Source organism: Microbacterium trichothecenolyticum (assembly GCF_041938625.1).
GTDB lineage: Bacteria > Actinomycetota > Actinomycetes > Actinomycetales > Microbacteriaceae > Microbacterium > Microbacterium trichothecenolyticum_D.
This window is the reverse complement of the sequence record NZ_CP169427.1, coordinates 2,670,709-2,690,251: the sequence shown is the minus strand read 5'-3', so window position 1 is coordinate 2,690,251 and position 19,543 is coordinate 2,670,709. Positions and strand designations below refer to the sequence as shown.

18 protein-coding genes and 1 tRNA gene are annotated in these 19,543 nt (G+C 70.4%); 9 read left to right on the top strand and 10 right to left on the bottom strand.

The genetic code is table 11. The features are described 5' to 3' along the window. The first annotated feature begins 95 nt into the window (after positions 1-95). Complete coding sequence (locus ACEYYH_RS12585; protein WP_374974725.1) at positions 96-1,376, top strand: CDP-glycerol glycerophosphotransferase family protein; 1,281 nt, start codon at positions 96-98, stop codon at positions 1,374-1,376. A gap of 30 nt (positions 1,377-1,406) precedes the next feature. Here the strand turns inward: ACEYYH_RS12585 and ACEYYH_RS12580 are convergent, their stop codons facing one another. The 4 genes from ACEYYH_RS12580 to ACEYYH_RS12565 all read right to left on the bottom strand — a co-directional run bounded on the left by ACEYYH_RS12580 (position 1,407) and on the right by ACEYYH_RS12565 (position 4,842). Further along, a complete protein-coding gene (locus ACEYYH_RS12580) occupies positions 1,407-2,795 on the bottom strand; it encodes a phosphotransferase (RefSeq protein WP_374974724.1) in 1,389 nt (462 codons plus the stop codon). A 60-nt stretch (positions 2,796-2,855) separates the two neighbouring features. Continuing rightward, positions 2,856-3,113, bottom strand: coding sequence for a hypothetical protein (locus ACEYYH_RS12575; RefSeq protein WP_374974723.1), 258 nt, complete (start codon positions 3,111-3,113; stop codon positions 2,856-2,858). Positions 3,114-3,152: 39 nt separating this feature from the next. Next, positions 3,153-4,085 (bottom strand): hypothetical protein, encoded by a 933-nt coding sequence (locus ACEYYH_RS12570; RefSeq protein ID WP_374974722.1) that lies wholly within the window; start codon positions 4,083-4,085, stop codon positions 3,153-3,155. Positions 4,086-4,149: 64 nt separating this feature from the next. Continuing rightward, entirely contained in the window at positions 4,150-4,842 is a 693-nt protein-coding gene (locus tag ACEYYH_RS12565) for an NTP transferase domain-containing protein (RefSeq protein WP_374974721.1), read from the bottom strand. Between the two features lie 195 nt (positions 4,843-5,037). Between ACEYYH_RS12565 and ACEYYH_RS12560 the strand changes: the two genes are divergently transcribed. From ACEYYH_RS12560 to ACEYYH_RS12550, 3 genes are read left to right on the top strand one after another with little or no spacing between them, the layout of a single operon-like run. After that, on the top strand, positions 5,038-6,531 hold the full coding sequence (locus tag ACEYYH_RS12560) for an ATP-binding cassette domain-containing protein (RefSeq protein ID WP_374974720.1): 1,494 nt from the start codon (positions 5,038-5,040) through the stop codon (positions 6,529-6,531). Continuing rightward, complete coding sequence (locus tag ACEYYH_RS12555; RefSeq protein ID WP_374974719.1) at positions 6,507-8,072, top strand: hypothetical protein; 1,566 nt, start codon at positions 6,507-6,509, stop codon at positions 8,070-8,072. Before ACEYYH_RS12560 ends, ACEYYH_RS12555 begins: the two co-directional genes overlap by 25 nt. A 50-nt stretch (positions 8,073-8,122) precedes the next feature. Next, complete coding sequence (locus ACEYYH_RS12550) at positions 8,123-8,389, top strand: DUF3039 domain-containing protein (protein ID WP_045296870.1); 267 nt, start codon at positions 8,123-8,125, stop codon at positions 8,387-8,389. On the opposite strand, the gene ACEYYH_RS12545 is transcribed toward ACEYYH_RS12550, so the two are convergent. Next, positions 8,390-9,715, bottom strand: a complete 1,326-nt coding sequence (locus tag ACEYYH_RS12545; RefSeq protein ID WP_374974718.1) for a nicotinate phosphoribosyltransferase — start codon at positions 9,713-9,715, stop codon at positions 8,390-8,392. 108 nt (positions 9,716-9,823) lie between these two features. Between ACEYYH_RS12545 and murI the strand changes: the two genes are divergently transcribed. From murI to rdgB, 3 genes are read left to right on the top strand one after another with little or no spacing between them, the layout of a single operon-like run. Beyond that, positions 9,824-10,669, top strand: a complete 846-nt coding sequence (gene murI, locus ACEYYH_RS12540) for a glutamate racemase (RefSeq protein WP_116192993.1) — start codon at positions 9,824-9,826, stop codon at positions 10,667-10,669. 30 nt (positions 10,670-10,699) lie between these two features. Beyond that, complete coding sequence (rph, locus tag ACEYYH_RS12535; RefSeq protein WP_116192994.1) at positions 10,700-11,443, top strand: ribonuclease PH; 744 nt, start codon at positions 10,700-10,702, stop codon at positions 11,441-11,443. Between the two features lie 3 nt (positions 11,444-11,446). Further along, the gene (gene rdgB, locus ACEYYH_RS12530; RefSeq protein ID WP_374974717.1) at positions 11,447-12,055 is read left to right on the top strand and encodes an RdgB/HAM1 family non-canonical purine NTP pyrophosphatase; all 609 of its coding nucleotides are present in this window, start codon (positions 11,447-11,449) and stop codon (positions 12,053-12,055) included. Between the two features lie 9 nt (positions 12,056-12,064). Here rdgB and ACEYYH_RS12525 read toward each other — a convergent pair whose 3' ends face one another. Continuing rightward, positions 12,065-13,675 (bottom strand): CocE/NonD family hydrolase, encoded by a 1,611-nt coding sequence (locus tag ACEYYH_RS12525; RefSeq protein ID WP_374974716.1) that lies wholly within the window; start codon positions 13,673-13,675, stop codon positions 12,065-12,067. Positions 13,676-13,799: 124 nt separating this feature from the next. Here ACEYYH_RS12525 and ACEYYH_RS12520 point away from each other — a divergent pair, with 124 nt between their 5' ends. Beyond that, positions 13,800-14,711, top strand: coding sequence for a cation diffusion facilitator family transporter (locus ACEYYH_RS12520; RefSeq protein WP_374974715.1), 912 nt, complete (start codon positions 13,800-13,802; stop codon positions 14,709-14,711). 7 nt (positions 14,712-14,718) lie between these two features. Here ACEYYH_RS12520 and ACEYYH_RS12515 read toward each other — a convergent pair whose 3' ends face one another. Then, positions 14,719-17,337, bottom strand: a complete 2,619-nt coding sequence (locus ACEYYH_RS12515) for an ATP-dependent DNA ligase (protein WP_374974714.1) — start codon at positions 17,335-17,337, stop codon at positions 14,719-14,721. 71 nt (positions 17,338-17,408) lie between these two features. Here ACEYYH_RS12515 and ACEYYH_RS12510 point away from each other — a divergent pair, with 71 nt between their 5' ends. Next, positions 17,409-18,311, top strand: coding sequence for a Ku protein (locus ACEYYH_RS12510; RefSeq protein ID WP_374974713.1), 903 nt, complete (start codon positions 17,409-17,411; stop codon positions 18,309-18,311). A 20-nt stretch (positions 18,312-18,331) separates the two neighbouring features. Here ACEYYH_RS12510 and ACEYYH_RS12505 read toward each other — a convergent pair whose 3' ends face one another. The 3 genes from ACEYYH_RS12505 to ACEYYH_RS12495 form a co-directional block, all read right to left on the bottom strand. After that, positions 18,332-19,111: a VTT domain-containing protein gene (locus tag ACEYYH_RS12505; RefSeq protein WP_116196647.1), complete on the bottom strand. Its 780-nt coding sequence runs from the start codon at positions 19,109-19,111 to the stop codon at positions 18,332-18,334. Positions 19,112-19,156: 45 nt separating this feature from the next. After that, a tRNA-Leu gene (locus ACEYYH_RS12500) sits at positions 19,157-19,238 on the bottom strand. A 67-nt stretch (positions 19,239-19,305) separates the two neighbouring features. Further along, positions 19,306-19,512, bottom strand: a complete 207-nt coding sequence (locus tag ACEYYH_RS12495) for a PLDc N-terminal domain-containing protein (protein WP_374974712.1) — start codon at positions 19,510-19,512, stop codon at positions 19,306-19,308. Positions 19,513-19,543 lie beyond the last annotated feature (31 nt).

The following is a 19,543-nucleotide window of genomic DNA, read 5'->3' as shown; positions in this document are numbered from 1 at the left end:
CGGCGTCGGGAGGAGGGACCGGAGCGTCCCTGCGCCCGTGTTGCTCGACATGCACGCGTCGATCATGTCATGGGTGCCCTGGGTAGGCTGGATGCGTGGGTCTGGTCTCGGATGGAAAGAAGGCGGTCGCGCTCGTCCGCAAGGCGGTGCGCAATCGTTCGGCCGTGATCGACGTGCGGCGCACGCTCGCCGCTCGCCCTCCGCACCCGCCGTTCCAGTACCGGGTGGCCGTCTACTTCGCCGACGGCGCCGTCAACATGTACCAGATGCGGCAGTGGTACAAGCCGCTCGCCGACCTCGCCAAGACCTGGCCCGTCGTGGTGCTGAGCCGTGCGGCGACGGGCGCCGAAGCACTGCTGTCCGACGGGGCGCTTCCGGTGGCGTTCGTGCCGACGGTGCGCGATCTCGAGCGCTTCATCGCCAAGCAGGACATCCGGGTCGTGCTGTACGTGAATCAGAACACGCGCAATTTCCAGATGTTCCGGTACGGCCGCCGCTGGCATGTGTTCATCAACCATGGCGAGTCCGACAAGATGTACATGACCACGAACCAGTACAAGGCGTACGACTACGCGATGATCGCGGGCGACGCCGCGCGCGAGCGGCTCTCGCGAGTGCTGTGGGACTACGACATCGAGCGGCGCACGATCGAGATCGGCCGTCCCCAGGCGGACCACTACTCGGGCACCCTGCCCTACACGCCCGACGAGCGCACGGTGGTGCTCTATGCGCCGACGTGGGAGGGCGACCGCCCGTCCGCCCACTACGGATCGATCGCCACCCACGGCGAGGCGCTCGTGACCGCGCTGCTGTCCACGGGCCGCCACCGCGTGATCTATCGCCCTCATCCGCGCTCGGGCGTCGTGAACCACGATTACGGCGCCGCCAACAAGCGCATCATCTCGGCGCTCGCCGCGGCGAACGCGTCGGATCCCACGGCTCAGCACGTCTTCGACGACGGGCCCGAGCTGGGCTGGCAGCTCGCCGCCGCCGACGTCGCCATCGTCGACATCTCGGCGATGGTCTACGACCGGCTTGCGGCCGACAAGCCGCTCATGATCACGCGCCCGGCCGACCCCGCCGCCGCGATCGACACGCACGGCTACCTGTCGGCGTGCGAGTGGCTCGCCGCGGCGGACGCCCCCGACATCGTCGCCCACACCGAGCGGGTGCTCGGGGACCCCGAGGCGGTCGCCCGGCTCGAGGAGTGGGTCGCGCACTACTTCGGCGACACCGCCCCGGGCGCGGCGACGGCGCGCTTCCAGGGGGCGGTGCAGCGCCTCATGGACGACTGGGACACCTGGTACGCCCGGTCGGTCGCCGACACCGAGGACGACGAGCCGGAGGACGAAGCAGAACTCGACGACGAGGGCTGAGCCACCGCGCGGCGGGAGCACAGGCGCGGCTCACGCCACCGGAGCCGGACGCTCGACGAGCCGCGCGATCGCACGCAGCGGGATCGCCACCCACGTCGGCCGGTTGCGGGCCTCGTATATCGCCTCGTACACAGCCTTGTCGAGCTCGAGGGCGGCGAGGAGCGGATGCCGGGGATCGAGCCCGCCGGCAGACACCGCGTACCCCTCCACGAAGGCCCTGCGGGCGTCGCGCGCCCAGGAGCGCACCGCGTCGGCGGAGCGATCGGGATCGTCGAGGCGGAGCGAGCCCGCGACGTAGTCGAACGAGCGGAGCATTCCCGCGACATCCCTGAGCGCCAGATCGGGTTGCGTGCGCTCCGCCATCGGGCGGAGCGGCTCACCCTCGAAGTCGACCATGATCCAGCCCCGGTCGGGGGAGTGCAGCACCTGCCCGAGGTGGAAGTCGCCGTGGATCCGCTGCAGCGGCGGCCACGGCACGTCGAGGGCGCGGCGGTACACCTCGGCCGCGGCATCCCGCTGACCGGCGATGTCGGGGACCTCCGCCATCGCGATCGCGAACCGCCGCTCCCACGTCGCGGCCGTCGCCTCGCGATCGGCAGCGGTCGCTGCACGGGTCGGGAAGCACTCGGCGAGGGCGAGATGAACCTCCGCCGTCGCGGTGCCGAGGGCGCGCGCCCCATCGCGGAAGTCGTCGCCTTTGGCAGCGGCCTGGAGCGCGACGCGCCACGCGTCCTCGACGCCCGGCAGGAACTCCTGCGCGCAGGCGAGGGATCCGTGCACGGTGCCGTGGGCGGTGGCGAGGTCGGGCCAGGTGCCTTCGATCGAGCCGACCGGGCGCGGCACATGCGGCGATCCGGCTCCGGCAAGCGCCTCCTGCAGTTCGATGTCGGGGTTGAGGCCCGCGTGCAGCTGGCGATAGACCTTGCAGATCACCGGGGCGCCGTCGCCCTCGTAGATGAGGGACGTGTTCGACTGCTCTCCGCTGATCACCCGTGACGTGGCTCGTGCGGGAGCGCCGCCGGTCGAGGCAGCCCGCCCGATCGCGGTCGTCTGCGGACCGTGGGCGGTGCCGCCGAGCGAGATCAGGCTCAGCAGCGCCTGTGCATAGGCGGGATCGAACGGCCCATCGATGAAGGTCGTCCCCGGCACCGGACTGCCGATGACGTGGTCGGGGTCGGCGTCCACGGTCTCGGTCGCGCGTTCGACGACCGGGATCTGGTACAGCACGGCGGGCAAGGCCCCCTCGTCCGCGACGAGGAAAGTACGGATTCGCGCCCCCGCGTCTGCGTCGTCGTGGTCGCCTGACCCTGCGTTCAGATCCCACCACGAGAGCAGCCGCAGGCTGGGCGGGCGCCCTTTCGCGGCGTACCACCGCTGCCGCGGCATCCACGCCGCAAGGCACGCCAACGTGCTGTCCATACCTGTGAGCGTATGCCCGCGATCGTACGTGTGTCGAGAACACGCTGTAAGCGCTTGCAATCAGGCGGGAGGAATCGCGCTCTCCTTGTCCTCGCCCAACTCCTGCGACTGCACGATCTCGATGACCGGGGCTACTGGGACGACGATCGATTCGACCGCCTCTCCGCCGCCCCCGGCGAGGTCGCCCAGGCCGAGTCCGCCGAGGTCGACGGTTGCGGCATCCGTCAATCGCTCCGCCTGCGTCTCGGCACGCGTCGGCTCGGAGGGCAGCCCTGCCCACTCGACGGGCTCGTCGGGAAGCTTGCTGAACAGACCCATATCGCCATTGTCACCCCGCCGCGCGCCGAAGGGACCACATCAGGAGTGCTTGCTCTTCTCTGTCGGAGCTTCGAGCGCGTCCGGCGTTCGCCGGATCACGCGCGCGGTGATGCGGCGCGCACCGGACGCCCCGCGGGTCACCCCGCCGACGACGGCCTCCCCGGCGCGGCGGATGCTTCGTCCGGCGAGCCGTTCGATCCGGTCGGCGCCCGGGCGCGGTTCGAGCTCGGGGGGCAGCAGGAGCGGAGGTGCCCCGAAGGCGCGTCGGGAGCCGGTGAGCACGCGGCGCCCCAGGATGTTGTTGCCGGCGCCGCCGATCGCTGCGCCGATGCCGAACGGCAGGGCCTTGCCGATCCAGGACGCGCCGCCCCGCGCGGCGAACTGGCGGATGAACGTCGTCTTCAGTCGGTCCACGAGTGGCCCGACCGCGGCCCGGGGGAGCGACTTCGTGATCAGCTCGCCCCAGTAGCCGGAACGGGACGGACCTCGCCCCGCGGCCTGTCCGGCGAGCTGCGCGACGAGGTCGACGCCTTCCTTGCCGAGCATGAGGGTGAGCACGAGCGCCCGTGCTCGGTCGGGATCCGACACCGGGATGCCGTGCACCTCGGTGACCGACTGTGCGAAGAGCGTCGTCGCCTCGAGGAATGCCACCGTCTCCACGCCGCTGAGCGCCAGCGTCACGCCCGTTCCGATCCCGGGAACGACGGCGGTCGCGCCGACCGCGGCCCCGCCGGTGGTCACCGCAGCGAGATAGCGCCGTTCCAGGATGCGGACGATGTCGGCGGGGGAGGAGTCCGGATGACGCAGACGGATGCTGCGCAGATGCGCGAGCACGACGGGCCGCTGGATCGCGAGCACGCGGTCGAGCGCACGGATCGTGAAGGGATGCTCGTCGGACCCTGCGGGCGGCAGTCCTCCCTGCCATGGCGCGTCGCCGGGCAGCGAGTGGATCTGGTGAACCTTGTCGGTCATCGCGCCGAGTCTATGCGCCCGAGTCTGAGCACAGGCTCGGGGTTGACAGCGTCGGCGTGATCGGTCAGACGAAGAGGTTGGCGCGCTCGAGGTCCTCGGCGAAGTCCACCTCGACGGCGTACAGGTCCGAGATGTCGAGCGGCTCGAGCAGGACGCCGTCCTCGGCGATCGCGAGCTCGAGGCCGCGCTCGAAGTAGTCCTGGTCGTCGACGCGCGTCAGGTGGCGCATGAACGCCTTCTTGTCGCGGCTCGAGATGTAGTTGATGCCCACGGCCTCGCCGATGCCGCCCTTGACGGTCTTCGAGAGCTCGTCGATGAAGCCCTCCGAGGTCACCGTGTACTTGACCTCTTCATCGCTCACCTTGGACGTGTTGACGGTGACGAACGACTGGTCGCGCTCGATGAGCTCGATGGCGCGGCCGAGCACACGCGGGTCGAAGACGACATCGCCGTTCATCCAGAGGACGCCGCCCTTGCCCGTCTTCGACAGGGCGCGCAGCAGGCTCTTGGAGGTGTTGGTCTGGTCATAACGGTCGTTGTAGACGTAGTCGACGTCGGGGAAGGCCTCGACGATGGTCTCGGCACGGTAGCCGACGACAGTGGTGATCTTGGCCTCGCGGCCGAAGGCGGCACGGATGTTGTCGTGCTGCTGCTGCATGATGCTGCGGCCGTCGCCGAGCTCCGTGAGGGGCTTGGGCAGGCTGCGGCCGAGACGCGAGCCCATTCCGGCTGCGAGGATGACGGTCTGAAGGGTCAAAATCTGCTCCTGAAGTGCGTGATTCACTGCCGGTTCACCGGCGGGACACCCCTTCGTGCCTCGACCATGGTAGCGATGAGGCCTGGGAAGGCGCATAATGAGCGGCTCCCGTTGCAGAGTTGTGACATAACGTGAATGCCGCGACGCGGCGAGACGAACCGCCTCGCCATCAGGCCCACTTGATACGTTGGTTAAGTGACAGCCTCCCTCCCGGTGCCGAATGACATCGATCCGGAAGAGCCGGACCGTCACTCCAGCGCGCGCGTCGTACGCCTCGCCGACACGGTCTCACCGGCTCCCGAGAAGCCCCGCCGCACGCCGCGCAAGAAACGTACGCCGGCCGCATCCAAGGCGACGTCGGCGCCCGTCCCGGATCCGGGGCCTCCGCCTCCGCTCCCGAGCGATCTCGAACTCGCGGCCAGTGCCGCCGCGCGCATCGTCGTGCCGCCGCGCCCGCCGCTTCCCGGCTCCGACGACGCCGCGCCGACGGATGCTGCGGAGCCGACTCCGATCGAAGACTCTGCGCCCGCCGACGACGAGGCGGCGACCCTCGACGCCGCGGTCGCGCCCCTGGCCGCGGCCGATTCCGACGCCGTGGTCGCAGCCGAGCCGGCGATCGAGCCGGAGCCTGAGATCGAGCCCGAACCCGCTCCCGAGCCTGAGCTGCTCAGCGAGCCCGATTTCGGCGCCGAGAACGCGACTCTTGCCGAAACCGTGGCGGTGGTCGATGCTGAGCCCGTGGTCGAGTCCGCGCCCGTGGCCGAGCCCGCGGAGGTGGTCGAGCCCACGCCCGCGGTCGCGCCCTCCGCTGCGTCCGCCGAACCCGTGCCCGTGCCTTGCTCCGCCCTGGAGCCTGCGACGACCCTCGACCCCGAGGCTCTGGCCGCGGCCGTCTCCCCGGATGCCGCCGCATCGGCGGTCGCCGGATCAGGCAACGCCCTCGTGCTGCGCGGTGTCACCAAACGCTTCGGGAGCACGCACGCCGTCGACGGCATCGACCTCACGATCCCGGCCGGCACGTTCTACGGCCTCGTCGGCCCGAACGGCGCCGGCAAGACGACCACGCTCTCGATGATCGCGGGGCTGCTCGAGCCGGATCGCGGCACCATCCATGTCGGAGGAGTGGATGCTGCCGCCAAGCCGCTCGCGGCCAAGAAGCTCATGGGCGTCCTGCCCGATCGGCTTCGCACGTTCGACCGTCTCACGGGCCGTCAGCTCCTCTATTACTACGGTGTGCTGCGCAAGCTCCCGCCCGCGATCGTCGAGAGCCGCACCGCCGACCTCGCGCGCGCGTTCGATCTCGAGGACGCGCTGGGCCGCAGCGTCTCGGACTACTCGGCGGGCATGCTCAAGAAGGTCATGCTCGCGGGAGCGCTCATCCACTCACCGCGACTTCTTGTGCTCGACGAGCCGTTCGAAGCGGTCGATCCCGTCTCGAGCGCGATCATCCTCGACATCCTCTCCACCTATGTCGCGCACGGCGGCACGGTGATCCTCTCCAGCCACGGTATGGACCTGGTCGAGCGCGTCTGCACGCGCGTCGCGGTCATCGTGGCCGGCCAGGTGCTCGCGGAGGGCACCGTCGACGAGGTGCGCGGCGAGCTGACGCTCGAGCAGCGCTTCGTCGAACTGGCCGGAGGGCTCAGCGACGTGGAGGGCCTCGAGTGGCTGCACACATTCTCCGACTGAGGCTCGCGCTGCTGCTCGGCACCTTCCGTGGTCACTCGGGACACGTCGCGCGCGTGGTCAGCGGCCTCGTGATCCTCGTCGCCGCCACCGCGGCGGCCTGCTGGGCGCTGCTGACGCTGCGGGACGCCTCCACCGAGGAAGCTCTCGCGGTCACCGTGCTGGGCGGATCCGCCGTGACCCTCGGCTTCGCGCTCGCGCCGCTGTTCGGCTCCGTCGAAGATCCCCTGGATCCGCGGCGCTTCGCCCTCTTCGGTCTTCCGAGGGGCAGGCTCGCCCTCGTGCTCGCGGTCGCGGGCTTCCTCAGCGTGCCGATCCTCGTGCTGCTCGCCGTCGCGGTGTGCTCGGCGATCGTCTGGGAGGCCCATGGCGTGCCGGTGATCGTGGGGATCGCGAGCGTCGTGCTCGGGGTGCTGACGTGCGTCCTGCTGGCGCGCGTATGCACGGCCGTGGCCTCGCTGTTCCTGCGCGAGCGGCGCTCGCGCGAGCTCTCCGGCGTGTTCGTTCTCGTGGTGCTCGTGGTCGTGGTCCCGGTCGGCGTCTTCCTCGCCTCGCTGGAGTGGGAGGGGAGCGTGCCCCCTCAGCTGCTCGAGGCCGTGGACTGGCTCGCGCTCACCCCGTTCGGAGCCGCGTGGGCGCTGCCCGGCATGGTGGTCACGGGCGGCGACGCGTGGCTCGCGGCGCTGGTCGCGATCGGCACCGTGGTCGTGCTGGGCATGCTCTGGGCGTGGACCGTGAAACGACTGCTCACCACGACCGAGCGTCCGGGAACCGGCCGTGAGCGCGGCGGCCTGGGCTGGTTCGGCGTCGCGCCCGGCACACCCGGCGGGGCGATCGCGGCGCGCAGCCTCGTCTACTGGTTCGGCGACCGGCGCTACGTGGTGAACGGCCTCGTGATCCCCTTCGCCGCCGCGATCACGGTAGTGCCCCTCCTCATCGCGGGGGTTCCGCCGGAGCTCGTCGCGCTCGTGCCCGTGCCGTTCGCGGCGCTCTTCCTCGGCTGGCTGCCGCACGACGACCTCGCCTACGACTCCACGGCTGTCTGGATGCACATCGCCAGCGGCGTGCGCGGCGTCTCCGACCGGCTCGGCCGGCTCGTGCCGGTACTGCTGGTGGGCGTGCCGCTCCTCGCCCTCGCGATCCCCGTGGCGACCCTGCTCCACGGGCGCTGGGCGGTGCTGCCGGCGCTCACCGGCGTGTGCGCTGCGCTGTTCCTCTCGGGCCTCGGGCTCTCCAGCATCTCGTCGGCGGTCGCACCCTACGCGGTCTCGCGCCCGGGCGAGAGCCCGTTCCAGCAGCCGCAGCGCACCAGCGCGAGCGGCGCGATCGCACAGGGCAGCGTCATGGCCGGCGCGCTCGTGGTGTCGGCGCCGGTGCTGTGGTGCGGCTGGCTCGCCCTGCAGGGAGACACGGATGCTGCGAACACCGCGCTGTGGGGCGGCCTCGCGATCGGGCTCGGCGTGCTCGTCGTCGGGGTCGGCATCGGAGCCATCGCCTTCGAGCGTCGCGGCGGTCGTCTCATGGAGTTCGCCGAGTCCACCTGACTCCGGCCGGCCGACCCCATGCCGGCGCGCCCCGACTACACTGGCAGACCATGAGCACCCCGCTGGACAGCCCCGACCAGGGCGGCATCGCGACCCTCGATCGCGAGCTCGAAGAGCTCCTCAAAGAAGAGAACATCGAGCCGGGTGACCACGAGCGCTTCTCCCATTACGTGAAGAAGGACAAGATCCTCGAGTCCGCCATCACCGGCAAGCCGGTGCGCGCGCTGTGCGGCAAGAAGTGGACGCCCGGCCGCGACCCGGAGAAGTTCCCCGTGTGCCCCACCTGCAAAGAGATCTACGAATCGCTCCAGGGCTGATCACTCGGCGTCGGTGTAGACGGTCGGGATCGCCGGGTCGGAGCGGCTGAGCGCGAGTGCGCGCACCGGAAGCTCCTCGCGCACGCGCCCGTGGTGGGCCCGCGCGGCTTCGACCCCCTCGGGTCCTTCATGCGCGGCATCCGGTTCGCCGTCGATGACCAGCGGCACCTGCAATGCGCGGGAGTCGGGGTGCGCCGACGCGGACTCCAAGGCCTCGAAGCCGTCCGACACGACGATGAGCTCGCTCATCGCGGTGCCCGCGTCGAGTGTGCGGAAGGCCGCCTTGCGGCCGCCCTTCGACGCCTTGTCTGTCGACGCCTTCGCCACGCCGACCCAGCCGCCGTCCGAATCCTGTCGGGCCACGAGCTTGTACACCATGCCGGCGGTCGGTGTGCCGGACCCCGTGACCACGGACGTGCCCACGCCGTACGCGTCGACGGGGGATGCCGCGAGCGCGGCGATCGCATACTCATCGAGGTCGCTCGTCACGGTGATGCGCGTGCCTGTGGCGCCCAGCTCGTCGAGTTGGGCACGCACCTCAGCCGCCACCGTCGGCAGGTCTCCGGAGTCGATGCGGACCCCGCCGAGCCCGGTTCCGGCCACACGGATCGCCGTCTCCACGCCCTGACGGATGTCATAGGTGTCCACGAGCAGAGTCGTCTCGATGCCGAGGGCCTCGATCTGCGCGCGGAACGCGTCTTCCTCGGTGTCGTGCAGCAGCGTCCACGCGTGCGCGGCGGTCCCCATCGTCGGGATGCCCCAGCGACGGCCGGCTTCCAGGTTCGACGTGGCGCTGAACCCGGTGATGTACGCGGCGCGCGCCGCCGCGACGGCGGACGACTCACCCGCCCGCCGCGAGCCCATCTCCGCGAGCGGACGGTCTCCGGCGGCGATGCTCATGCGGGCGGCGGCGGTCGCGATGGCGGAGTCATGGTTGAGCACGCTCAGCGCGAGAGTCTCGAGCACGACCGCTTCGGCGAACGTCCCCTCGACGGTGAGGATGGGGGAGCCCGGGAAGTACAGCTCCCCCTCGCGGTAGCCGGTCACCGAGCCGGTGAACTTGTAACCCTCCAGGAAGTCGAGGGTCGCAGCATCCACCACCTTCTCGTCGCGGAGGAATCGCAGCTCCTCATCGGCGAAGCGGAAGTCGCGGATCAGCGACAGCAGCCGGCCGGTTCCCCCCACGACGCCGAACCGACGCGCGCCGGGGAGGCGCCGGCCGAACAGCTCGAACACGCATCGGCGGTGGGCGGTGCCGTCGCGGAGCGCGGCGTCGACCATCGTGAGTTCGTAGCGGTCCGTCAGCAGGGCGGTCGAGGCGGCCATGCGGGTCAGCCTAGCTTTCCGGACGCGGGGGTTCTCCTCGACGGCTCGCTCTGCGCGCCGGTGGGTTCGCCGCGCCCCTGGCGACCCGCTGGCGTAGGGTGGATTCTCGTGAACGACGCGCCGATCGGAATCTTCGACTCCGGGGTCGGCGGGCTCACCGTCGCGCGGGCCGTCTCGGCGCTGCTGCCGCGCGAGTCCATCCTCTACATCGGCGACACCGCGCGCTCGCCGTACGGGCCCAAGCCGATCGCCGACGTCCGCCGCTACGCGCTCGAGGTGCTCGACGATCTCGTGGCCCAGGGTGTGAAGATGCTCGTGATCGCGTGCAACACGGCGTCCTCGGCGATGCTGCGCGACGCACGCGAGCGCTACGACGTCCCGGTGGTCGAGGTCATCAACCCCGCGGTGCGCACGGCGATGTCGACGACGCGCAACGGGCGCGTCGGCGTCATCGGCACGGCCGGCACCATCGGCTCCGGTGCGTACCAGGACATGCTCGGGGTCAACGAGCGTCTCACCGTCTTCGCACAGGCCTGCCCGCGCTTCGTCGAGTTCGTCGAGGCCGGAGTGACCGGCTCGCCCGAAGTGCTCGCGGTCGCGGAGGAGTACCTCGCGCCGCTGCGCGCCGCCGAGGTCGACACGCTCGTACTCGGCTGTACGCACTATCCGTTCCTCGAGGGTGCGATCAGCTACGTCATGGGGCCCGACGTCAGTCTCGTGTCCAGCGACACCGAGACCGCGAAGGACGTCTACCGTCAGCTGGTCTCGCGCGATCTGCTCGCGGGGCCGGATGCCGAGCCCCGCCATGTCTACGAGGCCACCGGCGCCTCCGCCGACGAGTTCCTGCGTCTCGCGCACCGGCTCATGGGCCGCGAGGTCACCTCCGTGCGCCTCGTGCAGACCGGCGCCATCGATCTGCCCACCGCCTCGAACCCTGCCCGGCGCCTCGGCTGAGGCATCCGTCCCCCTCCGGAGGAGAACCGAATGACCGACATCACCCGTGCCGACGGCCGTTCCGTCGACCAGCTGCGGCCCATCACGATCGAGCGGGGCTGGTCGAGTCAGGCCGAGGGGTCCGCCCTCATCTCCTTCGGGAACACGAAGGTGCTGTGCACGGCGTCGTTCACGAACGGCGTGCCGCGCTGGCTGACCGGCAAGGGCAAGGGGTGGATCACCGCCGAGTACGCGATGCTGCCGCGCGCCACAAACGAGCGCAACGACCGCGAGAGCGTCAAGGGCAAGATCGGCGGCCGCACGCATGAGATCTCGCGCCTCATCGGCCGGGCGCTCCGCGCCGTCGTCGACACCAAAGCGCTGGGCGAGAACACCATCGTGATCGACTGCGACGTGCTGCAGGCCGACGGCGGCACGCGCACCGCGGCGATCACCGGCGCCTACGTCGCGCTCGCGGACGCGATCGAGTGGGGCCGCGGCAAGAAGTTCATCGGCCAGAAGTCACAGGTGCTGTTCGACTCGGTGGCGGCCGTCTCGGTCGGCATCATCGACGGCGAGCCCATGCTCGACCTCGCGTACGTCGAGGACGTGCGCGCCGAGACCGACATGAACGTCGTCGTCACCGGACGCGGCCTGTTCGTGGAAGTGCAGGGCACCGCCGAAGGAGCGCCGTTCGACAAGCGCGAGCTCGACGCCCTCCTCGAGCTCGGCGTGAACGGCTGCGCCGACCTGCGCACGCACCAGCTCGCGGCCCTGCAGCCCGCGGGGGAGTGACGGATGCCCCAGATCGTCCTCGCGACCCACAACCCGCACAAGGTCGAGGAGTTCCAGGCGATCGTCGCCGCGACGCGCCCCGACTTCGAGGTCGTCGGGTACGACGGGCCCGAGCCGATCGAGGACGGCGTCACGTTCGCAGAGAACGCGCTCATCAAGGCGCGCGCCGCCGCTGAGCACACCGGGCTGCCCGCCCTCGCCGACGATTCCGGCGTCTGCGTCGACGTGCTCGGCGGGTCGCCCGGTGTCTTCTCGGCTTACTGGGCCGGACACGCGAAGGATGCCTCGGCCAACCTGAACCTGCTGCTCGACCAGCTCTCCGACATCGGCGACCCGCACCGCACCGCGCAGTTCGTCTCGACGATCGCGCTCGTGGTGCCGGTGGCCGAGGGGGAGAACGTCGAGCACGTGGTGGAGGGGATCTGGCCCGGGCGGCTCGCGACGGTCCCCTCGGGCGCCGGCGGCTTCGGCTACGACCCGATCTTCGTGCCCGACGGGCAGGTGACCGGCGCCGAGCGGACGGTCGGCGAGTGGACGGCGGACGAGAAGAACGCGGCATCCCATCGCTCGCGTGCGTTCGTCGCGCTCGCGACGCTTCTCGCCGACCTCTGACGCGGGGGCTCAGCGCCGTTCCACGACGGGCAGTTCCAGCACCTGTGGACCGGTGGGGTCGGAATGCAGCGAGAAGCCGGCCCGCCCGCTGGAGCGGTAGAGCGCGGGGAACGCGCCGGTCAGCGGGTTCCGGGGGGAGAGCTGGCGGCCGGCGACATGGAGCCGCAGTTCGTCGCCGGCGCGGAAGAACGTCGCCGACGGGGCGAAGTCGATCTCGACCTCCGTGGCGGTGGTGCGCGCGTCGAGCCGGCGAAGCCCCGTCGTGACGAGATCGCGACCGAACCCGTACGAGCCCTCGAACGGGACGAAGCGCCCGCCACTCCATTTCGAGAGGCCGACGAAGATCGAGACCGGGCCGGCGACCGCGGCGCTCACCCGCAGCCGCACGCGCGCCTCGCCGGTGACCTCCGTGTCGTCCGTGAACACCCACGAGAACCGCGCGGCACGACGTCTTCCTGCCACCCGGACGGAACCGGCGGCCACCGCCGGCGACGGCGACAGGCGACCTGCGCCGGCGAGGTGGAGCCGCAGCGGCCGCGCCGCGGGCGGCCAGCGCTCCTCATCCCGGACGGCGTGCACGAGGTCGCCGCGCTCACGCACCTCCAACCGCACTCGGGGCAGCGCGACGGGGGCATCCTTCAGGTGCGTGTCGAGGAAGGCGCACTGCACCGCCCTGGCCTCTTCGCCGTAGAACGCCGCCCATTTGCCGGTGCGGTGGGTGTAGAGGTGACGGTCGGGCGACCCGGCCAGGGCGAAGGCGCGGAAGCTGCCGCGTGAGTGGAGGTTGGCGTCGGAGAAGCTGCCGCAGACGAGCATCGGCGTCTCGATCCCTCCCAGGTCCGGCGCCAGCGAGCGCCACCACGCATCGTCGTCCTGACGCGCCGCCGCCTGTCTGCCCAGATCCGGCGACATTCGCGCACCTCGGCGGACGAGGGCCGTCCACAGCCGCGAGAATCCGATCTCGCGAACCCCGCCGGGATAGAAGAAGTCGCGATACGCGTCGGTGAAGCCCTCCCACGGAACGATCGCACGCAGATGCGGCGGGCGCAGCGCGGCGGCCTTGTACTGCGAGATCGCCAGGTACGACACCCCGAGCATCGCGACCCCGCCGTCGCACCATTCCTGGGCGGCGATCCACTCGATCGCGTCGTAGACGTCCTCCGCCTCGGCGTCGCTCATCAGCGAACCCTCGCCGTCCGAACGGCCGGCACCGCGCAGGTCGAGGTTGACCACGGCGTACCCCTGCGGCACCCACCACGCCGGATCCGGTGCCTCCCAGCTGGTCTCATCCGAGATGTGCACGGCCGCGGTCTGGCGCAGGATGCGGAACTGGGGATTGATCCGGTATCCGCGGCCCGCGCGCCGCGGAAGCGCGTCTTTGCCGTACGGGTGCGCGCAGAGGATCGCCGGCACGGTGCCTGCCACCGGCAGGTACACGTTCGCCCGCAGGAGTGTGCCGTCGCGCATCGCGACTTCGACATCGCGCCGGATCTGCACGTCGGCGCCGATCGGCGCGACGACGACCGGCGGACGCACCGCCCGCGCCACGCGCTGGCGGGCGTAGGCGAACGCGCCGGGGCGGCGCCAGGGGCGATCGCTGCCAACGGCACGGTCCTTCACGGCGCGACGCTATCAGCCCGAGCCGACGGAGGCTCGTCACCACCAGCCGACAGTGAGAATCACACTCATTCCCGACTGGGCGAAGAGGCTCTTCCGAGCGCGGTGCCGGGCTTAGCCTGGGCTCATGCACGACCACGCGCCGACCGGGATCCGAGGCGCCGGCAACCGCCGGCTGCTCGCCATCTCGCTCGCGATCACCTCCACCGTCATGGTGGTGCAGATCGCCGGCGCGGTGCTGTCGGGATCCCTCGCGCTGCTCGCCGACGCGGCGCATATGTTCACGGATGCCGCGGCCCTCGTGATCGCCCTCATCGCGAGCACCGTCGCGGCCAGGCCCGCGAACGACCGCCGCACCTTCGGGTATCAGCGGGCCGAGGTCTTCGGTGCGTTGATCAACGGCGTCATCCTCATCGCGCTGTCGGCATGGGTGGCGGTCGAAGGCATCTCGCGCCTGCTGAATCCGGGAGAGACCGAAGTCGCGGGCGGGCTCATGCTCGTCGTCGCGATCGTCGGACTCGTGGCCAACGGCGTCGCGATGTGGCTGCTGAGTTCAGCGCAGCGCCACAGCATCAACGTGCGCGGCGCCTATCTCGAGGTGCTGGGCGATCTCATCGGCTCAGCGGCGGTGATCGTGGCCGCGATCGTGATCGTCACCACGGGGTGGTACCAGGCGGACGCGATCGCGTCGCTGTTCATCGCGGCGATGATCATCCCGCGGGCGGTCGGCCTGCTGCGCGAGGTCGTGTCGGTGCTGGCGGAGTCGGCACCCCAGGGCACGCACGTGAAGGAGATCCGCGAGCACATCCTCACGACGCCCGGGGTCGTCGACGTGCACGACGTGCACGTGTGGCAGCTCACGCGCGGTGCGCCGGTATTCACCGCGCACGTCGTGGTCGACGGCGCGGCGCTCGCAAACGGCCGGGCGGCGGGCATCCTGAGCACCCTGCAGACCTGCCTGTCGGAGCACTTCGACGTGGAGCACTCCACGTTTCAGCTCGAGCCCGCCGGACACGTCGAGCACGAAGCCCACGCCTAGCGCGGCGTCAGTCTTCCCGACGCACCTCGGCCGGGGACTTGTCGGGGCGCAGCCCTCGCCAGCGGGGGTGGCGCAGGATGCCGCCCGGCGTGAACTCGCCGTACTCGACCTCGCCGACGAGCTCCGGCCGAACCCAGAGCGCGTCGCGCGCGTCGAGCGCCGGCACACCGACCAGGGGGTTCTCGTCGGTGCGCAGGGGCGTCAGCTTCTTCAGCAGCGCGGCGAGCATGGAGTCGCTGAAGCCGCTGCCCACGCGGCCGGCGTACAGCAGCCCCCCGTTTCCGGGGATGCCGAGCAGGAGCGAGCCGAAGGTGCTGCTGCGCCCGCCCTTGCCGGGGCGGATGCCCGCGATCACGACCTCCTGGGTGCGCGTGTTCTTCACCTTGAGCCAGGACTCCGACCGTGTGCCTCGCAGGTAGCGCGAGGCGGGATCCTTGACCACGATCCCTTCCAGTCGCAGCTGCACGCTCGTGTCGAGCGCCGCATCGACATCGTCGAAGACCGGCGGCACGGTGATCGCATCGACGGATGCTGCGGCCACCGCTTCCAGCACATCACGGCGTTCACTCAGGGGCAGGCCGGTGAGGTCGTCGCCGTCGCGGGAGAGCGCGTCGAACAGGTAGTAGCGCACGGGCGTCCGCCGCGCCACGCGGGCGATGTCGCCGGCGTGCTCGAGGTTCATCCGCGTCTGCAGGAGCGGGAAGCTGGGCCGGCCGTCGGGCTCGAGCGCCACGAGCTCGCCGTCGACGACGCAGGACTGTGCGCCGAGCCCCGCGTCGACCGCGGTCAGCTCGGGGTAGCGATGCGTGATCTCGTTGCCGCTGCGGGCGAAGAGGCGCAGGCGCTCACCGTCCCACGCGCCGACCGCGCGGATTCCGTCCCACTTCATCTCGACCCACGCCGGCTCGCCCCAGCGCCGCGCGTCCCGGCGGGCGCGCGCCGGGTCGGCCGAGGTCGCCAGCATCGGCCGCAGCGCCTCGAGGCTCGGCAGGGAGTGCGCCGCCGGCGCCGCGGCCCTCTCGAAAACAGGAGATCTGACGGAGGCAGGATGCTCTGGCTCGGAAACTCCTGTCTCTGCCAGATCTCCTGCTTCGAGAGAATTCGGATGCGGCTCCTCAGCCCCGTCGCGCGCTCCGCGCCGACCTCGTCCGCCTCGGGCGCCTGCTCCGCGGGGCTCATCGGCCTGCGGGGTGGGCTCGACGACCATGCCTTCCGGCTGCGGGCGGCCCGCAGCATCCGTTTTCATGCGATGCAGGAGCCAGCTGGATTTCTCGCCCTCGCCAGCCGTGCGGATGAGTGCAAGGCGCACGCGCCCGAGCGGCCCGCCGGGCCGGCCCTCGAGCGTCGCGATGACCTCGTCGTCGCGCCACTTCTCCAGCTCGTAGCGGCCGTCGTCCCAGATGGTCACGGTGCCGCCGCCGTACTCGCCCGCGGGGATCGTGCCCTCGAAGGTGGCGTACTCCATGGGATGGTCCTCGGTCATGATCGCGAGGTTGTTGCGCTTGTACGAGTGGGGAACGCCCCGTGGCACGGCCCAGCTCACCAGCACGCCGTCGTGCTCGAGGCGGAAGTCCCAGTGGAGAGCCGTCGCATGGTGCTCTTGAATCACGAACCGGGGCAGTTCGCCGTGGGGCGTGGCGCCCAGGGGGTTCGCCGGCACCGGCTCGGGGGTGCGGTCGGCGCTGCGCTTGGAGATGTACGCCGACAGCGGGCCGGACTCTGCGTCTCGACCGCCTGAGTGGAAACCGAGTGCGGCCATCGGATCGCCCATGGTCTCGACGCGGTCGAGCACCTCGGTGAACTCGAGGTGGCGCAGCGCCGGATCGTCGAGCTCGTCCCACGTGCGCGGCGCGGCGACCGTCGGATGTGGACGACCGCGCAACGAGTAGGGCGCGATCGTCGTCTTCGCTCCGTTGTTCTGGCTCCAGTCGATGAGCACCTTGCCGTGTCGCTCGGCCTTCTTCATGCTGCTGACCACGAGATCCTTGTGGTCGGCCTCGATCGCGCGCGCGAGCTCGTTCGCGAGCGCCGACGCCTGCTCGGTCGACTGCGCCGGCGGCAGCGCCGCGTAGAGGTGGATCCCTTTGCTGCCGCTGGTGACCGGGTAGGGCTCCAGTCCCATGTCGAGCAGGATCTCGCGCGCCCAGCCGGCCACCACCGCGCACTCGGCGAGGCCCGCACCCGGACCCGGGTCGAGATCGAGCACCAGCCGGTCGGCGGGGCCGCGCCCGCCTCGCGCGTCGAAGCGCCACTGCGGCACGTGCAGTTCGAGGCTCGCGACCTGCGCGAGATAGACGAGCGTCGGCACGTCGCCGACGAGGGGATACTCCTTGGTTCCGGTGGAATGGGGGATCGGCATCCGCCGCACCCACGAAGGCGCCCCCCGCTCGAGGTCCTTCGCGAAGAAGACCATGCCAGGGTCGTCCTCCGTGCCGACACCGTCGGGCCAGCGCTTGCGGGTGACCGGACGCCCGACCACATGGGGGATCAGCACGTCGGCGATGCGCGAGTAGTAGTCGATGACCTCGCCCTTGGTGGTGCCCGTCTCGGGGTAGAGCACCTTCTCGAGGTTCGTGATGCGCAGGCGTCGGCCGCTGATGCGCACCAGCTGCTCGTCGCCCGCCATGGGCTCAGAGTATCGGCGCCGCGGCGCGCAAGGGGTGGCCGCGTGTCGGCGCCCTGGTGTTCACTGGTGGGGTGAGAGCGATCTGGAAGGGTGCACTGACGTTCGGGCTCGTCAACGTGCCGGTGAAGGTGTACTCGGCGACCGAAGACCACGACGTCTCGCTGCATCAGGTGCACAACAAAGACGGCGGGCGCATCCGCTATCAGAGGATCTGCGAGATCGACGGTGAGGTCGTCCCGTACTCCGATATCGACAAGGCCTACGACGACGGCGAGAAGACGGTCGTCCTGACCAAGGAGGACCTCGAGTCGCTCCCGGCGGAGCGCAGTCGTGAGATCGATGTCGTGGAGTTCGTGCCGAGTGAGCAGATCGATCTGCTCACCCTCGACCGCGCGTACTACCTCGAACCCGACTCGAGCTCACCGAAGGCCTACGTCCTGCTGCGCAAGACGCTCGAGCAGACCGACCGCACAGCGATCGTGCGCTTCTCCCTGCGGCAGAAGACCCGGCTCGCGGCGCTGCGGGTGCGCGACGACGTGCTGGTGCTGCAGACACTGCTGTGGTCCGACGAGGTGCGAGAGGCCGCGTTCCCTTCGCTGGACGAGACCGTGCGCATCTCGGCGAAGGAGCTCGAACTGTCGGCGTCGCTGGTCGAGAGCTTCTCGAGCGACTTCGATCCGGAGGAGTTCAAAGACGAGTACCAGGAGGAGCTGCGAACCCTCATCGAGGCGAAGCTGGAGAAGGGCGACGCGCTCGACACCTCTGAGACCTTCGGCGAGCAGGAGGAAGAGGAGGCCGGCGGCGAGGTCATCGACCTGATGGCCGCCCTCCGCGCCAGCGTCGAGAAGTCCCGTGCCGCGCGTGAAGGCGGCTCGAAGGCGGCATCGACGAAGACGGATGCTGCCGCCCCGGCGAAGACCGAGGCCAAGGCATCCACCCAGAAGCCCGCCGCGAAGAAGAAGAAGGCGTCCTGATCGACTGAATGCTTCTCGGCTCAGGCCTTGGGCGCGTCGCCGTGCTCAGGTCCGCGTTCGAACACCTCGGGATCGAGCACGAGCGCCTCGGCCTCGTTGTGGTCGGTGACGACGTCCTCGCCGGCCGCCGCGGCCTTCTTGGCCTTGCTGCGCTCGCGGAGATAGTGCCACAGCGTCACCACGGCGGTGCCGCCCACCGCGGCGAGCAGGATCAGGTCGATGTAGTTCTCGACGAACTCCGCGACGGGCGGGATGAAGCCGATGGCGTAGCCGAACATCGTGAGGCCGAAGCCCCACAAGACGGCGCCCAGGAAGTTGTAGAGCGTGTACTTCCACTTGTTCATGTGGCCGACGCCGGCCGCGACGGGCGCGAACGTGCGGACAATCGGGACGAAGCGGGCGAGGATGATCGTCAGGCCGCCGAAGCGCTCGAAGAACGCGTTGGTGCGCTCGACGTTCTTGACGCTGAACACCCCGGATTCCTTCTTCTCGAAGACCGCCGGACCGCCCTTGTGGCCGATGTAGTAGCCGACTTCGCCGCCGATGAACGCGGCGAGCCCGATGAGGAGCGCCACCCACCAGACGCTGAGTCCGAACACGCCGTGCGGGGCGTACGACTGGGGGTGAGACAGCAGTCCTGAGATGACGAGCAGCGTGTCGCCCGGCAGCAGGAAGCCGACGAGCAGGCCGGTCTCGGCGAACACGATGAAGCACACCACGACGAGGGCCCAGGGGCCGGCCCATCCGATGATCGCGGCGGGATCCAGCCAAGGGATCAGGGCGGTGGGAACAGCATGCACGATGGTCGTCCCGTCGTCAGTCGGCGGAGGATGCGAGAACTCGCGTGCGGAAGGTGGGACTTGAACCCACACGCCCGGAGGCACAGGAACCTAAATCCTGCGTGTCTGCCAATTTCACCACTCCCGCGAGGCTCTCAGTCTACTGACGCGACGGAGGGCCGGCTGTGGGGCTGACCCCCGTCCCGACCGGGCGATCAGCGGCGGATGCCGAACAGGAAGTAGCTCGCGGGGCCGATCCAGTTCACGAGGATCGCGGGGATCCACGCGACCTTGGGTCCGCGGACTTCGTCGGCGTCGCGGTGCGCCAGATCCCAGAACGCGAGGAACGCGAACACGACCTGCACGATGCCGACCACGCCGAGTCCCGCCTTCGCCGCCGGGGTCATCTCCGTCTTCGTCATCATCGTCCCTTTCGTCGGTGACTCCATCCTG

Coding starts and splice junctions, on each gene's coding strand:
- rdgB (WP_374974717.1), top strand. CDS start 11,447: ATGCCCCAGATCGTCCTCGCGACCCACAACCCGCACAAGGTCGAGGAG.
- ACEYYH_RS12515 (WP_374974714.1), bottom strand. CDS start 17,337: ATGGCGGGCGACGAGCAGCTGGTGCGCATCAGCGGCCGACGCCTGCGC.
- ACEYYH_RS12550 (WP_045296870.1), top strand. CDS start 8,123: ATGAGCACCCCGCTGGACAGCCCCGACCAGGGCGGCATCGCGACCCTC.
- ACEYYH_RS12570 (WP_374974722.1), bottom strand. CDS start 4,085: ATGACCGACAAGGTTCACCAGATCCACTCGCTGCCCGGCGACGCGCCA.
- ACEYYH_RS12545 (WP_374974718.1), bottom strand. CDS start 9,715: ATGGCCGCCTCGACCGCCCTGCTGACGGACCGCTACGAACTCACGATG.
- ACEYYH_RS12495 (WP_374974712.1), bottom strand. CDS start 19,512: ATGACGAAGACGGAGATGACCCCGGCGGCGAAGGCGGGACTCGGCGTG.
- ACEYYH_RS12520 (WP_374974715.1), top strand. CDS start 13,800: ATGCACGACCACGCGCCGACCGGGATCCGAGGCGCCGGCAACCGCCGG.
- ACEYYH_RS12575 (WP_374974723.1), bottom strand. CDS start 3,113: ATGGGTCTGTTCAGCAAGCTTCCCGACGAGCCCGTCGAGTGGGCAGGG.
- rph (WP_116192994.1), top strand. CDS start 10,700: ATGACCGACATCACCCGTGCCGACGGCCGTTCCGTCGACCAGCTGCGG.
- ACEYYH_RS12580 (WP_374974724.1), bottom strand. CDS start 2,795: ATGGACAGCACGTTGGCGTGCCTTGCGGCGTGGATGCCGCGGCAGCGG.